13 protein-coding genes and 1 pseudogene are annotated in these 15,341 nt (G+C 57.0%); 9 read left to right on the top strand and 5 right to left on the bottom strand.

Annotated features, from left to right (window positions below; genetic code table 11):
• The first annotated feature begins 107 nt into the window (after window positions 1-107).
• The 3 genes from QFW87_RS04240 (at window position 108) to QFW87_RS04230 (ending at window position 2,022) form a co-directional block, all read left to right on the top strand.
• Complete coding sequence (locus QFW87_RS04240; RefSeq protein ID WP_283189887.1) at window positions 108-1,424, top strand: phospholipase; 1,317 nt, start codon at window positions 108-110, stop codon at window positions 1,422-1,424.
• A gap of 14 nt (window positions 1,425-1,438) precedes the next feature.
• The gene (locus QFW87_RS04235) at window positions 1,439-1,630 is read left to right on the top strand and encodes a hypothetical protein (RefSeq protein WP_056742915.1); all 192 of its coding nucleotides are present in this window, start codon (window positions 1,439-1,441) and stop codon (window positions 1,628-1,630) included.
• 167 nt (window positions 1,631-1,797) lie between these two features.
• The gene (locus QFW87_RS04230; RefSeq protein WP_283182944.1) at window positions 1,798-2,022 is read left to right on the top strand and encodes a hypothetical protein; all 225 of its coding nucleotides are present in this window, start codon (window positions 1,798-1,800) and stop codon (window positions 2,020-2,022) included.
• Here the strand turns inward: QFW87_RS04230 and QFW87_RS04225 are convergent.
• The gene (locus QFW87_RS04225; protein ID WP_046045828.1) at window positions 2,019-2,768 is read right to left on the bottom strand and encodes a FadR/GntR family transcriptional regulator; all 750 of its coding nucleotides are present in this window, start codon (window positions 2,766-2,768) and stop codon (window positions 2,019-2,021) included. The two genes, QFW87_RS04230 and QFW87_RS04225, sit on opposite strands and share 4 nt — an antisense overlap.
• A 178-nt stretch (window positions 2,769-2,946) precedes the next feature.
• Entirely contained in the window at window positions 2,947-4,674 is a 1,728-nt protein-coding gene (locus tag QFW87_RS04220) for an ABC transporter ATP-binding protein/permease (protein WP_283182943.1), read from the bottom strand.
• Window positions 4,675-4,938: 264 nt separating this feature from the next.
• Between QFW87_RS04220 and QFW87_RS04215 the strand changes: the two genes are divergently transcribed.
• Window positions 4,939-5,274 carry a hypothetical protein gene (locus QFW87_RS04215; protein WP_283182942.1) on the top strand — a complete coding sequence of 112 codons (336 nt, stop codon included), beginning with the start codon at window positions 4,939-4,941 and terminating at the stop codon, window positions 5,272-5,274.
• A gap of 71 nt (window positions 5,275-5,345) precedes the next feature.
• Here the strand turns inward: QFW87_RS04215 and QFW87_RS04210 are convergent, their stop codons facing one another.
• Window positions 5,346-5,912, bottom strand: coding sequence for a response regulator transcription factor (locus tag QFW87_RS04210; protein ID WP_008148925.1), 567 nt, complete (start codon window positions 5,910-5,912; stop codon window positions 5,346-5,348).
• Window positions 5,905-7,167 (bottom strand): ATP-binding protein, encoded by a 1,263-nt coding sequence (locus tag QFW87_RS04205; protein WP_283182941.1) that lies wholly within the window; start codon window positions 7,165-7,167, stop codon window positions 5,905-5,907. Before QFW87_RS04205 ends, QFW87_RS04210 begins: the two co-directional genes overlap by 8 nt.
• Window positions 7,168-7,530: 363 nt before the next feature.
• Between QFW87_RS04205 and QFW87_RS04200 the strand changes: the two genes are divergently transcribed.
• Both QFW87_RS04200 and QFW87_RS04195 read left to right on the top strand, forming a co-directional pair.
• Window positions 7,531-8,247 (top strand): SIMPL domain-containing protein, encoded by a 717-nt coding sequence (locus QFW87_RS04200; RefSeq protein ID WP_283189886.1) that lies wholly within the window; start codon window positions 7,531-7,533, stop codon window positions 8,245-8,247.
• Between the two features lie 233 nt (window positions 8,248-8,480).
• The gene (locus tag QFW87_RS04195; RefSeq protein WP_283189885.1) at window positions 8,481-8,837 is read left to right on the top strand and encodes a hypothetical protein; all 357 of its coding nucleotides are present in this window, start codon (window positions 8,481-8,483) and stop codon (window positions 8,835-8,837) included.
• Window positions 8,838-8,966: 129 nt separating this feature from the next.
• Here the strand turns inward: QFW87_RS04195 and QFW87_RS04190 are convergent.
• Window positions 8,967-9,216 (bottom strand): annotated as a pseudogene (locus tag QFW87_RS04190) (hypothetical protein).
• Between the two features lie 991 nt (window positions 9,217-10,207).
• Between QFW87_RS04190 and QFW87_RS04185 the strand changes: the two are divergent.
• From QFW87_RS04185 to QFW87_RS04175, 3 genes are all read left to right on the top strand, one after another.
• Window positions 10,208-11,833, top strand: coding sequence for an ABC transporter substrate-binding protein (locus QFW87_RS04185; RefSeq protein ID WP_283182938.1), 1,626 nt, complete (start codon window positions 10,208-10,210; stop codon window positions 11,831-11,833).
• A 308-nt stretch (window positions 11,834-12,141) separates the two neighbouring features.
• Window positions 12,142-13,743, top strand: a complete 1,602-nt coding sequence (locus QFW87_RS04180) for an ABC transporter substrate-binding protein (RefSeq protein WP_283189884.1) — start codon at window positions 12,142-12,144, stop codon at window positions 13,741-13,743.
• Between the two features lie 175 nt (window positions 13,744-13,918).
• Window positions 13,919-15,340: an OprD family porin gene (locus QFW87_RS04175; RefSeq protein ID WP_283189883.1), complete on the top strand. Its 1,422-nt coding sequence runs from the start codon at window positions 13,919-13,921 to the stop codon at window positions 15,338-15,340.
• The last annotated feature ends 1 nt before the right edge of the window (window position 15,341 follow it).

The raw sequence follows: 15,341 nt of genomic DNA, 5'->3' as shown, positions 1-15,341 counted from the left end.
CGGAAAGGTATTTCCTTGACGTAGGAAATTTCTCATCTATGATTCGGACGACTGTATATTTATACAGTTGTTTTTAATCGCACCGACGACATATCAAGGAGATAGAAATGTCAGGTCTACACGCACAACCGAAGGAAAAACCGAAACAGGTCATTGCCGGACTGGATGATCTTTTTACCGAGCATGGCATCCCTCTCATCGGGGATAACCAACACGTGGTCTTGCAGATTGCTGATCATCACAACTCTGCGTCTGCCCTTCCCGCGTCGCTACCCACAGCCTCCGGTAAAGCCCTGAAAGGCAAGCCACAGCTGAGGTTCGAGGGTGGCGAACACACCGCCATCGGCGACAGCACCCTGCTGCGTTTCGTCAAGGATGCGCCCGCTATCCCGGCTTCACAGGTGGAGCTGCATATGCCCAATGGGCTGGCGCTGACCTATGGCCAGGTCATTGCGCTGGGAGGTGATTTCTATGGAATTCCCGATCAACCGATCAGCGAAGGCGCGACGGCCGTCGACCGAATCCAGCGCTTTACCAACGCCTTTAATTCGCTGGCCGTACTGCCTGCTTCTAACGCCGAGGCCAAGCTGATCCTCGGCGTGATGCAAAAGGAAATCGCCGCAATCAAGCAGGCGATCAAGGACGGTAAACAACCTCACGAGGCTTATGACGCCCTCGGTGATACGTTGTCAGAAGAGTGGAACAAGATCACCGGCGGTGGCAGTGTCGTTTCGGCGTTGTTCCCATTTGGCCGCTACCTGAAACTGGCCGCCAACAATGCCGATCACTTCGCCGAATGGGCGCTGCTGGCCTATATCGCCGGGCACACCGCGGCGGTGCAACAAGCGGTGCGGGCCCACACCAGTGGCGATGAAAAGCACCTGGAGCTGGCCTATGCGATGAACGCTTTTGCCGATCACTACCTGACCGACCTGTTTTCCGCCGGCCACCTGCGAGTGCCGCGCAAGCAATTGGCAGCGGTGGTTACACCCAGCGATCTGGGTTCGTTGATCACGCGCTTCATGCACGACGAAGACAGCAAGTTCGGTCTCAACGTGCGCAATGGCAACGGCGATCAGTGGCACGCGTATGGGGACAAGCGCTACTTCGACGCCATCGATAGCGCTAATCGCGCCCAGGTGAATCAGGCGGTTCAGGTGTCTGCGGATGAAGTGTTCGCGGCTTATCTCAGTGGAATCGCCCCGTCGGCCGGCCAATTCGGCGCCTTGAAAAAAATGCCTGATCTGCAAGCCGTACTTAACCTGGCGACCAACTTTTCGCCGCTGTTCAGGGTCGAGGGCAACAAGGTGCTGCGACGCAAGGACGTCAACAACCTGAACGACACCGCCACCGTGGACGACTGGTGGGGCTGGAGCACTTACTTGCTGCTCAAGGATTACAAACCCACTGGCAACGTTGCCTGATAAGGAGATCGATGATGACTATCAAATTGAAACTGGAACTGGCTTCGGGCCAATCGCTGAAAGGTGCGCCGCTGGAGTTGTTGGCCAAGGGAGTGCCGATTGCTCGGGCGGTGGTTGATGAGCATGGGCATGTCGCATTCGATGCCAAGGCTGGGGCTTCTGAGTGGGCCGTGAGGGTGGATCGTTCGATTCTCAGGACCGGCTGATTCCCCGCACCTGATCGTTCTCACGCTCTGCGTGGGAACGATCTACATCACCGCGGCAGGTGCGGATTGACGCCGACCGTTCATCGAAACTGTTATTTCTTACAGTATCGAACCCTCTGCCTCCGAGGCTTAATCGGGCAGTCAATCATTGCATAGGCGAATACCCCATGAGCACAATCCACCGGTTTAACTTTCCTGCAAAAACCAGACATGCAGCTCTAGAGCTGCCATCAGATTTTGACCTGAATGTGAGCGTGGACAACATCGTCGAGTTTGAAACACTGCCCGGTCAGTACTGGAAAATCACCCTGAAGATATTCAAGGTGTTGCTGAACAACACCGTTGAGTATGTCGATTACAAAACGGTCGAGGTAGAAGACCCTTACCCTTAGCCGCGCTGCGCCTCCGCCTCTTCATGAGCATGACGCAGCCGCTCTCGGCTATTAGTCAGGTGCAACCGCATCGCGGCCCTGGCCGCATCGGAATCCTGACGCGCAATCGCATCGTAAATCTCTTCGTGCTCACGGCTCAGACGATTCATGTAGTGCTGTTGGTCGTCATGGGCCAGGCGCGCGGAATTGAGGCGCGTACGCGGAATGATGCTGGTGCCCAGGTGGGTCATGATGTCGGTGAAGTAGCGATTGCCCGTCGCCAGGGCGATTTGCAGGTGGAACTGGAAGTCGGACGCTACGGCATCGCTGGCATGGGAAACACTTTCATTCAATGCATCCAGCGCAGCTCGCATCAATGCCAGCTGCTCGGGGCTGCGGCGTTGCGCGGCGAGGCCGGCGGACTCCACTTCGAGGCTGATGCGCAGTTCCAGAATCGCCAGCACGTCCCGCAGCGTGACCACGGTCGCCGGGTCGATACGGAAACCGCTCGGGCTTGGGGTATCGAGCACGAAGGTGCCGATGCCGTGGCGGGTTTCAACCTGCCCAGCTGCCTGCAAACGGGAAATCGCTTCGCGCACCACGGTGCGGCTGACGCCATGGGCATCCATGATCGCCGACTCGGTGGGCAACTTGTCGCCACGCTTGAGGTGACCGTCGCGGATCTGCTCGGACAGCACCGTCACCAGTTCCTGAGCGAGGCTGCGGCGCTTGCGAGGGAGGCGTGGTGCGTCGATCGGGTTTTCCATGGTGAACGTCTTTCTCGAAAGTTGCGGCTGAAACCGCATCATAGCTCAACGCGGTTGTACGATCACCTAACCCCTGGAGGAGCGAGGCTTGCCCGCGAAGGGCTCCACGCGGTTTCCGACTGAGGACCGAGTGATCGTTCTTCGCGGGCAAGCCTCGCTCCTACAGAGGTTGTGGTGTTTATGCGGTCACGGTCTGGTCCACCAGATGGCCATTCTCGATACGAACATGCCGTGGATGGAAGCGCTTCAGGCTGCTGCGATGCCCGACGCTGACAATGCTCAACCCCGGAATCTCATCGATCAAGGTCTGATACAGCGACGCTTCGTCCTCCTCGTCCATCGCCGAGGTGGCTTCGTCCATGTACAGCCATTGCGGTGCGTAAAGCAGCGCTCGTGCGAAGGCCAGACGCTGTTGCTCACCCGGCGACAACATGCGCTGCCAGTGATTGGCTTCGTCCAGACGGGCAACGAGATGCGGCAAACGGCAGGCTTCCAGCACGTGAACGTAGCGCTCGTGCGGATACGTATCGCCAGACTGTGGATAACTCAGCGCTTCACGCAGGCTGCCAATCGGCAGATACGGTTTTTGCGGCAGGAACAGATAACGCCCCGTCGGCAGACGAATACTGCCGTGGCCAGCCGGCCAAAGGTGCCCCATGGCTCGAAACAACGTGGATTTACCGCTGCCGGAGCGACCGCTGAGCATGACGCGCTCGCCCTCCTCCACGGTCATGTCGGCGTTGCTCAGCAGGTGACGACCATCCGCCAGGTCGAGGCCAAGGTTATGCACCTTCAACGCCGAGCCATGGTTTTGCACATCAATCGCCGGCGCACGCTCTTCGTTGTCAGTCATGGCCTGGCGGAAACTCAGCAGACGATCACAGGTGGCCCGCCATTCGGCAAGGTCCTGGTACGCCGTGATGAACCAACTGAAGTTGTCCTGGACGTTAGCGAACGCCGAGTTGATTTGCATCAGCTCACCCAGCTCGATCTTGCCAGTGAAGTAACGCGGCGCGGCGACCATGAACGGGAAGATGACGGCGATCTGCTCATAACCGGAGGTAAAGAAGGTCAGGCGCTTGGACACTTTCATGATGTCCCAGTAGTTGTGCCAGACCATCCCGAAACGGCTGCTCAAGCGGCGGTTCTCATTAGGCTCGCCGTTGTACAGCGCAATGCTTTCGGCATTCTCGCGAATCCGCACCATGGAGAAACGCAGGTCGGCTTCGAAGCGTTGCTGGTTGTTGTTGAGGCCGATCAGGCGACGGCCAATCAAATGCGTCAGCCAACTGGCGACGGCGGCGTAAACCAGCGCGCACCAGAACATGTAACCGGGAATCGTGAAACCAAACACTTCGATACTGCCCGATACGCCCCACAGAATGATCGAGAACGATACGAGGCTGACGATGTTGCGAATCAACCCGAGCCCCAGGCCCAACGTGTTGCTGGTGAATTTATTGAGGTCTTCGGAAATCCGCTGGTCCGGGTTATCGGTGTATCCGCCCTGCTCCAACTGGTAGTAATTCTTGTGGCTGAGCCAACGGGCAAAATGCTTCTCGGTGAGCCAGGCCCGCCAGCGAATCGTCAGCATCTGCGTCAGGTAGAGCCGATACACCGCGCCAAGGATCGCCACCGCCGCGATGCCGCAAAAATACAGAATCAACTGCCAAAAGGCCGCTTCGTCCTTTTTCTGCAAGGCATTGTAGAAGTCCTTGTACCAACTGTTGATCCACACCGAAATCGCCACGCTGAACAACGACAGCGCAATCACGGCGATCAGCAACGTCCAGGCCTTGCCCTTCTCTTCGCTGCGCCAGTAAGGCGTGATCATGTCCCACACTCGGCGGAAAAACTGCCCGCGCACAGCATCATTGACCGCGGAATATTCAGCGTTCTGATTCATGGATAAGGCTCGATAAAGAAAAGAACACACACGAACCGATCATAGATGATCGGCTTGTGTTGTAACGCTGTGTGACAACAATTGTTCAGGGGCGGTTCAGCGTTGAGGCCATTTTGACAAGCAATCCCCAATCGGTTACCGCCGGTCGCCACTGTCAGATATGACAGTAGATAGGTGGCGATATTTCGCGCCTACTGATCGCAACCCGTCGCCATGACGTGCGCCGGGCAATCTGGTTAAAACGCATACAAAGGAGCTATTACGATGGGCAATAAACCCAAGGTTACATACCCGATTCCAAGGGCGAAAGACGTACAAAATAATGCGTTCTTCCTCAGTGGATTAGGTAAAACCACTGAGCTCAGTATTGGCGCCGGGGGTGTACTTCCACCAGGTGCTGAATACAAGTTTGTAGCCGCTTTTCTAGGGACTGATGATAAGTGGGACAGTGGCTACAAATCAGAGAGTGCATTACAAGCCGAATTGCCTGTCAACGAAATGCGCCCGCACATCCATCGAGAAGTCGAAATCAAGTTCTACGCGAAATCCCAAGGCGTTGAACACTCCTCTGATCCATTGACCGTCCGGATCTTGCCGTAGAGGCATTAAAGGGGCGAACAAACGATACTCCATGAACATGGTTTATTCGCCACTCCCTCAAAAAACTACAGTCAACGACGAACCGGACGCTTCTGCAGTTTGCGCTGCAGCGTGCGGCGGTGCATGCCCAGGGCGCGGGCAGTGGCGGAGATGTTGCCTTCGTGTTCGGTCAGCACGCGCTGGATGTGTTCCCACTGCAGGCGATCCACCGACATCGGGTTTTCCGGCACCAGCGTGTCGAGGTCGGCGTGCTCGGAGAGCAGCGCGGCCAGCACGTCATCGGCGTCCGCCGGTTTGCACAGGTAATTGCAGGCGCCGCGCTTGATCGCCTCGACGGCAGTGGCGATGCTCGAGTAACCGGTGAGGATTACCACGCGCATTTCCGGGTCCAGCTCAAGTAGCTTGGGCAACAGCACCAGGCCGGAATCGCCGTCCATTTTCAGGTCCAGCGCGGCGTAGTCCGGCAGGTCGGCCTGAGCGATGGTCAGGCCTTCTTCGGCGGAACCGGCGGTGCTGACGCGAAAGCCGCGGCGGGCCATGGCACGGGCCATTACCCGGGTAAACGTTGCGTCGTCGTCGACCAGCAGCAAATGCGGCAGTTCTTCGCCTTCGCCTTCGACTTGGATCTCGTCACTCATGTTCGTCTCCTCGGGCGACACGGGGCAGGCGCAGCTCGGTGAGCGTGCCGCCTTCCTCATGACTGTAGAGTTTCACTGAGCCGCCGGCGCGTGTCACGCTGGCCTTGCTCAAAAACAGGCCCAGGCCGAAACCTTTGCCCTTGGTGGTAAAAAACGGCTTGCCGATCTGCTCGGCGATGGCCAGCGGCACACCGGCGCCGTGGTCGCGGATGCTGATTGTCAGGTCGTCGGCATTCCAGTCCAGCGTCACTTGCAGCCCTTCGGGGCAAGCGTCGGCGGCGTTGTTGAGCAAATTCAGCAGCGCCTGGGTCAGGTCCGGTGGCGGCGCCATGCGCGGCACGGTGCCTTGGCCCAAGCGCTGGAAGCGGTAACTGGCTTCCGGGCGCATCAAGTGCCAGCGATTCAGGGCTTCATCGAGCCAATCGGTGACGTCCTGCATCTCCACGGCCAATCGACGATTGGCCTCGGCGGCGCGCACCAGTTGCTGCAAGGTTTCTTTGCAGAGTTTGACCTGATCCTGCAGCACGCTCAGGTCGTCCTGCAACATCGGGTCGTGATGGTCCTGACGCATTTCCTTGAGCAACACACTCATGGTCGCCAGCGGTGTGCCCAGTTCATGGGCCGCACCAGCGGCTTGGGTGGCGACGGCCAGCAGTTGCTGATCGCGCAAGCCCTCTTCGCGACGGATGGCGCGCAGTTCTTCCTGACGGCGCAGCTCTTCGGCCATGCGTGCGGCGAAGAAGGTGATGACCGCCGCGGCCAGGGCAAAACTCAGCCACATCCCGTAAACCTGCAGGTTTTCCCGAGCGATCGGGAAGGTTTGCAGCGGATAGAAGCGCGCCAGCAGCAGGGTGTACATTGTCAACGCGATACCGGACAGAATCACCGAGTAACGCCACGGCAAGGTCACGGCGGCGATGGTCAGCGGCACCAGGTAATAAGAGACGAAGGGGTTGGTCGAGCCGCCGGAGAAATACAGCAAGGCACTGTGGATAAACAGGTCGCAGGCCAGTTGCACGGCGTATTCGAGTTCGGTAACCGGCCATGAGGTGCGCAAGCGAATGGCCGTGAACGCGCACAGCAACATCGAGCAACCGAGGGTCGCAGCCAGTTGGAACCAAGGCAGCGGCAGCAAGTCGAGCCAGTAGGCCAGGCCCACGGAACCGGCCTGAGCGGCCAGCACCAATGTGCGGATGAACGTCAGCCGCCAGAGATTCTGGCGAGTTGCGGAAGTGATTTGAACGGGGGCGAGCATGAGCTCTCCTGATGAGCGCTCCAGGCGGATCGCACGGAGTATAACCAAGCACGGGGGCTGGCAGGCAAAAGTGCGGCAAACGGCCACAGGCCTTCAGCCAACACAAAGCCCTTGTAGCAGCTGCCGAATGCTGCGTTCGGCCGCGAAGCGGTCGTAAAACCTGAGACCTCATTCCTTCATGCAAAACGCGTCAACCCAATTGCGACCGCTTCGCGCTCGAACGCAGCCTTCGGCAGCTGCTACAAGAGATCGCGTCGATCTGTATAGAAGTTGTAACTGTGCGAACCGGATCATAAAAGCTAGAGTCTGATGGTTTCACGCAGGCTCGGACCTTAACCCCTGCGCACCGTCCAAGGAGTTTTCATGCACAGTTTCAGCCGCAGCGCCGCCCTTCTTGCCCTTAGCGTTGGCACCGTCGCCAGCCTCCCGGCCCTGGCCGCCGACGAACTTCATTACAACCAGATCGCCCTGCGCGCCGAAGTCAGTCAGGAAATCGCCCGCGACCTGATGATCGTGACCCTCTACACCGAAGAACAAAACACCGACCCGGCCAAACTCGCCGCCGACGTCAGCACCACCATGAACAAAGCGCTGGCCCAGGCCAAACAGGTCAAGGAAGTCACCCTGCGCCAGGGCAGCCGCAACAGCTACCCGATCTACGACACCAAGGGCCAGAAAATCACCGGCTGGCGCGAACGCGCCGAACTGCGCCTGGAAAGCTCGGACTTCGCCGCGCTGTCGAAACTGACAGGCGAACTGCTCACCGACCTGAAAATGGGTGGCATGGACTTCGCCATCGCCACCCCAACCCGTAAGGCCAGCGAAGATGCGTTGCTTAAAGAAGCCGTGACGGCTTTCAAGGCCCGCGCGCAATTGGCGACCGATGCACTGGGCGGCAAGGGTTATAAAATTGTTAACCTGAACTTGAACAGCAACGGTTATCCACAGCCGTACATGCGTGGACCGATGATGATGAAAGCGGCGAGCATGGACTCGGCACCGGTGACGCCTGAGGTTGAGGCGGGTACCAGCCAGGTCAGCATGACGGCGGATGGTTCGATTGAAGTGTTGATGCAGTGATTTGATTCGGGCGAGAGAAAGAACGGCGATCAGTAATGATCGCCGTTTTTTTGTGCCTGAATTTTGTGGCAACTCACCTGCTGCCTCTCCCAGCACCTCTACCGTCCGTCTGAACTGTAATTTCTGACAGTAGCCGAACAATCGTCACCCAGCCCCAAATAGGTCCCGGTTAAAAAAACCGGGTCCATCAACGATGATTGCCTGACGGTACTCATCACTCAAAGGATTTGATAATGACAACACAATCGAACGGATTGCCCGCGCCCGAACTGAAGGAAGCGGAAGGTGGTGTAGTTTACCTGGATAAAATCAAGGGCGACGCACACGGCATCATACCGCGGTATTCGGGCCCCTTAGCCGGTGATCAGCTTACCTTCAAGGTCGATTGCGGCACCACAACTCTCTTCAACAAAGCACAGCAAGTCCTGGAAGGTGACTCCGAACAATCCTACGTTTTTTCCATTCCGAAGACCGTCTTAGAAAAAGTGCATGCATCTGGCGCAGAAGCCGAACTGCATTACATTCTGATACGCTTTCGAGAATTCCGCCTTCAAGAGTCACAGATACTTCGCGTAACTGTAAAAAAATGAAAGGTAGTCAATGAGTCACCATTCAGGTTTCTGGTCGGCTCAAACCTTCAGCACGTCCGAAGTATTGCAGTGACTTACATGCTGCCATCGCCAGCAGGTTTCTGCTGGCGATGAACGATAACATAGTGGTCAGCCCTGCGGATCAACCCGATCCAACGCCCGATTCACCGCCAGCTCAACTAGCATGATGATCTGCTGAGTTGCCAGCGCCGTATTGCGCTGAGGCCGGCCGAGTTGACGAGAAACATCGTGCTGGCTTGGTGGGTTTGGGCAGGTTCGGGGCAGAGATAAAAGTCGAGGGCGCGTTTGATGGCTTCGCGGTTTTTGGCGTGGAGGGTGTCGTGGATTCGAGTGGCGGATCCGGAACTGGCTTAGTCATTGGCAACCCTATTTTGCAAATGGGGCCATCCCTTGCCGTTTCTCACGCGGCGAAGTGGGTGGCATTTGCCCTGATGAAAAATCAGAGCGAATACACCCGGCCTGAAATTGCGGGGTTGCCCTGCAACATAGAATCTCCCACAGTTGAATCGTGTCGTACGCCGAATTCATGAACAACATTGCACCCTACGCCGGATCGACGTTGTACAGCGCCTATGGTTGTGTAGCGACGGACAGAGGCTAGATACACGACTTCCTACCCGGCAACCTGAAAAGTGCGTGGGAAAGCGCTGTGTGTCTCACACATCGCTCAACACAAAAAATGGAACGCGGAGCGTCCCTGGCTGCATTCCTACGCGGAGCGTGGAAACGATCAATTGGATGCAGCAGAAAGAGGTCGGCTATCAGGCTCGCTCCCAACATCTGCCCCCTGCACATCTGTCAGAAAGCGCTCAGTTATCAGACGCTCAACACTTGGAAAAAAGCCAAAAGCGCTACCGCAAGCAGCAAAGGTTGCACCCCGGTACTACCAACACGACCACGCAGCCTCCCCAAAATCCCAAAGCCAAGCATCACCCACAGATGTCCACTGACAAACAGTAACGGAACAATCTGCCCCCACAGACACAACAACCCTTTAAACAACAAACACCTAGCCACCAAACCAGAACTCAATCTCATTCACGCCCGCCCTCCCCGTTCACACCCATCAATGATGGGTATAAATAAGTAACACCGCGCTCCAATCGGGTGCGCAAAACGTCCAGATCGCCCCGCGCAGGTGCGCCATATGCACTGAAAAAAACCTGCGCAAACGGTCAAATGCGCGCGAATTTATACAAATGCGACATTAAGGTACGTTCGTGCCACTGTTTAAGACTTGTGCCCGCTCCGGATCTTGCAATGGGTATGGCCCCTGCATAAGTATCCGCAGGCACGACTCACGAGGTCGTCCTCTAATTCCAAAAATGACAACAAATCATGAGGCCACCATGCTTAAACACGCGGTCATTCCGTTTTTAGTCGGCGCAGGCTTGTTAGCTAGCGCACCTTTCGCCCAAGCGGCGACTAACCTGGTGTTTTGCTCCGAAGGGAGCCCGGCCGGTTTTGATCCTGGTCAGTACACCACCGGAACCGACTTCGACGCCTCTGCAGAAACCATGTTCAACCGTCTGACTCAGTTCGAGCGCGGCGGCACCGCCGTTATTCCTGGTCTGGCGACCAAATGGGACATCTCCGATGATGGCCTGACTTACACCTTCCACCTGCGGGAAGGCGTCAAGTTCCACACCACCCCGTACTTCAAGCCGACTCGTGAGTTCAACGCCGACGACGTGCTGTTCACCTTTAATCGCATGATTAACAAGGATGATCCGTTCCGTAAGGCGTACCCAACCGAATTCCCGTACTTCACCGACATGGGGATGGACACCAACATCACCAAGATCGATAAAGTCGACGACAAAACTGTCAAGTTCACCCTGAAAGAAGTCGACGCCGCGTTCATCCAGAACATGGCCATGAGTTTCGCTTCCGTTCAGTCCGCCGAGTACGCCGCCCAGTTGCTGAAAGAAGGCAAAGCCGCCGACATCAACCAGAAGCCGGTCGGCACTGGCCCGTTCGTGTTCAAGAGCTACCAGAAAGACTCCAACATCCGCTACACCGGGAACAAGGACTACTGGATGCCTGACGACGTCAAGATCGACAACCTGATCTTCGCCATCACCACCGACCCGTCGGTACGTATCCAGAAGCTGAAGAAGAACGAGTGCCAGATCACTCTGTTCCCACGTCCAGCCGACCTGAAGGCGCTGCAAGCAGACAAGACTCTGAAAGTGCCTGACCAGGCTGGTTTCAACCTGGGTTACATCGCCTACAACGTGATGGACAAGATCAAGGGCAGCGATCAGCCGAACCCGATGGCCCAACTGAAAGTGCGTCAGGCACTGGACATGGCCGTCAACAAACAGCAGATCATCGATTCCGTTTACCAGGGTGCTGGTCAGCTGGCCGTCAACGCCATGCCGCCAACCCAGTGGTCTTACGACACCACCATCAAGGATGCGCCGTACAACCCTGAGAAAGCCAAAGAGCTGCTCAAGGAAGCTGGCATCAAGGAAGGCACCGAGATCAATCTGTGGGCGATGCCGGTTCAGCGTCCTTACAACCCGAACGCCAAGCTGATGGCTGAAATGCTGCAGTCCGACTGGGCCAAGGTCGGTATCAAGGCCAAGATCGTGACCTACGAGTGGGGCGAGTACATCAAGCGCTCCAAAGGCGGGGAAAACGGCGCGATGCTGATTGGCTGGAGCGGCGACAACGGTGATCCGGACAACTGGCTGAACGTGCTGTTCGGCTGCGACTCCCTGGAGGGCAACAACTTCTCCAAGTGGTGCGACAAGAAGTTTGACGGCATCGTGAAAGAAGCCAAGCGCACGACCGATCAGTCCAAGCGCACCGAACTGTACAAGCAGGCGCAACACGTCCTCAAAGATGCCGTTCCAATGACACCTATCGCTCACTCGACGGTGTTCCAACCCATGCGCGACAACGTGCAGGACTTCAAGATCAGCCCGTTTGGCTTGAACTCCTTCTACGGCGTCAGCGTCAGCAAATAAGGTTTTGCAGCGGCGACGTTTTTAACGTCGCCGCTGCTTTATCTGCCGAGAAAGTAGGAAACCACCTACATCCAATTCCGCTGAGCATTACAGCAGCGGCGTCGGACGCGTTGCCATTTCCTACGAGTCTTTAGGACTCTACGCATTTACTGCCAGGCCCACGGCTCCTACCGTCGGGTTCTGACCAGTTCGTGCGTGGGCTCTCGGTTATTGCTGCCTGTCATGGCTTGAGATCAGTGATGCCTCCACGTCCCCGGACGGGATGGCGATTCATTGAAAACACTTAGAGAAAGAGAAAAGGGAGCGTCATGCGCCATACCTTGGTTTTATCCGCATTGCTGGGCACCGGCCTGTTGGCCGCCACTTCCATCAGCCAGGCCGCCAGTAACAGCCTGGTGTTCTGCTCCGAAGGCAGCCCTGCTGGCTTCGACACCGCGCAATACACGACCGCGACCGACAATGACGCCGCCGAGCCGTTGTACAACCGACTGGCAGAGTTCGAAAAAGGCGCCACCAACGTCGTACCTGGCCTGGCCACTCGCTGGGATATTTCCGAGGACGGCCTCAAGTACACTTTTCACCTACGCGAAGGGGTGAAATTTCACACGACCAAATACTTCACGCCGACCCGTGATTTCAACGCCGACGACGTGCTGTTCACGTTCAATCGCATGCTTGATCCACAGCAACCTTTCCGTAAGGCTTATCCGACCGAGTTCCCGTATTTCAACGGAATGAGCCTGAACAAGAACATCGCCAAGGTCGAGAACACCGGGCCGCTGACCGTGGTCATGACGCTCAACAGCGTGGACGCCGCATTCATCCAGAACATCGCCATGAGCTTCGCCGCCATCCTGTCCGCCGAATACGCCGACAAACTGCTGGCCGAAGGCAAGCCGAGCGACATCAACCAGAAGCCGATCGGCACCGGGCCGTTCGTGTTCAAGAGCTACCAGAAAGATTCCAACATCCGTTACACCGGCAACAAGCAGTACTGGGACCCGAGCCGGGTCAAGCTCGACAACCTGATTTTCGCCATCAATACCGATGCCTCGGTGCGCGTGCAGAAGCTCAAGGCCAACGAGTGCCAGATCACCCTGCACCCACGCCCTGCCGACGTGACCGCGCTGAAGAACGACCCGACACTCAAGCTCATCGAGAAGCCCGGTTTCAACCTCGGTTACATCGCCTATAACGTTCGGCACAAGCCTTTCGATCAACTCGAAGTGCGCCAGGCGCTGGACATGGCGGTGAACAAGCAAGGCATTCTCAACGCCGTCTATCAAGGTGCCGGTCAACTGGCCGTCAACGCCATGCCACCGACCCAATGGTCCTACGATGAGACCATCAAAGACGCCGCCTACAACCCGGAAAAAGCCAAGGAATTGCTCAAGGCTGCCGGCGTGAAGGAAGGCACCGAAATTACTTTGTGGGCGATGCCCGTTCAGCGCCCTTACAACCCGAACGCCAAATTGATGGCCGAGATGCTCCAGGCGGACTGGGCAAAAATCGGCCTCAACGTGAAGATCGTCAGCTACGAATGGGGCGAGTACATCAAGCGCACCAAAAACGGCGAACACGACGTCAGCCTGATCGGCTGGACCGGTGACAACGGGGACCCGGACAACTGGCTCGGCACGCTTTACAGCTGCGACGCCATTGGCGGCAACAACTACTCCATGTGGTGTGATCCGGCTTACGACAAGCTGATCAAGCAGGCCAAGGTCGTCACCGACCGCGACCAGCGCACCGTGCTTTACAAACAGGCGCAACAGTACCTCAAGCAGCAGGTGCCGATTACGCCAGTCGCCCACTCGACGGTTAACCAGCCGTTGAGCGCCAAAATCGAAGGATTCAAGGTGAGTCCTTTCGGTCGTAACGTGTTCTCGGGCGTCAGCATAGAAAAATAACCGATTAGCCAAAAACGCTGGGGGCGGATTCCGCCCTCACGCAAGCGTATTGCCGTAATTCGTCAATCCGTTCTACAGCAAACGTTTGCGATGCCTTGAATGAGTTCGAAACCAAATAGCCGGATCATCAAAAAAGACCGGCATTAAAAAAAAAGAAAGAAAGGAGCTTCACCCCATGAAACTGAGTAGCACCGCGTTATTGGCCCTGGCCATCAGCAGCGTAACCGCCACAGCGTACGCAGAACCTGCAAGTCAGGAGTTCGTCCCTACCACATTGGCCGGCAGTAGCACCCAAAGCGAGGCCAAAGGCTTTATCGATGGACAAAGCCTGGGCGGCACAACGCGCAACTGGTATGCCAACGAATTGAAACGTCGTGACGACACCTTCAGCTACAAGAAAAACAGCGTGAAGAACGATCCGACCGTCCCTAAAACCCCGACACCACGTCGTATCAACTGGGTTCAAGGCACCATCGTCAACTACTCCTCGGGCTTCACCCAGGGCACCGTTGGCGTCAGCACCGAAGTCGCTGCATACAACGCCATCGTGCTGGACCGTGACCGCAAGGACATTGCAGGTGGCTCCAACCGCACCCTGGCGGACTCCAACGGCGATGCCGTAGACCAGTGGAGCAAACTGGGCCTGGCCAACGTCAAATTTCGTGTCTCGAACTCCACGTTGACTGCCGGTCGCCAGAACTTCAGCACGCCAATCGTCGACGTTATCGGCAACCGTCCGCTGCCTTCGAGCTTTGAAGGTATCAGCCTGCACAGCGAAGAATTCAACAACCTGTCGTTCGACCTGGCCGGTTTCGACCGTGTTTCGCCACGTACCGAACAGAGCCTGTCGAAGTTCCGCAGCGAGTATTCCGCCACCGGCGTTGAAACCGACAAGGTCTACACCGCAGGCGTGAACTACCAGCCGTTCAATAGCCTGAAAACCAGCCTGTACGGCGCCAACGTCGAAGATTTCTGGAACCAGTACTACTTCGGCGCCACCCACGAACTGGGTGACAGCCAGGTGCTGAGCCTGACCACCGGCCTGAACTACTACAAAACCGTCGACGAAGGCAAAAAGTTGATGGGTGAGATCGACAACGACACCTACTCGCTGTCGCTCGGCCTGACTCACCAGGCCCACAGCCTGACCTTCTCGTACCAGGAAGTGAACGGTAACGAGTACTTCGACTACCTGCACGAAACCAACGGCATCTACCTGGCCAACTCCTTGCTGTCGGACTTCAACGGCCCGAACGAGAAGTCCTTCCAGATCGCCTACGGCCTCAACATGGCCGAGTACGGCGTACCGGGTCTGAAGTTCAACATCTACCAGGCTCGCGGCTGGGGCATTGACGGTACTCACTACCGCGGCACGGCTTACACCGATCCGGGCGCCAAGCGCGGCGACCTGAGTCTGATGGACGGCGAAACCCACTACGAATACGGCATCGGTGCGTCCTACGCCGTGCAGAGCGGCCCACTCAAGGCTACCGCCATTCGCGCGACGTACACCACTCACCGTGCCAGCGAAAACCAGGCTGACGGCAACATCAACGAGTTCCGTCTCGTGACCACCATCCCGTTCAACATTCTGTAAT

Origin of the sequence: Pseudomonas sp. PMCC200344, from assembly GCF_030053095.1 — a bacterium.
GTDB lineage: Bacteria > Pseudomonadota > Gammaproteobacteria > Pseudomonadales > Pseudomonadaceae > Aquipseudomonas > Aquipseudomonas svalbardensis.
Note: the sequence above shows the minus strand (reverse complement) of the source record. Positions and strands in the feature narration are given on the sequence as shown.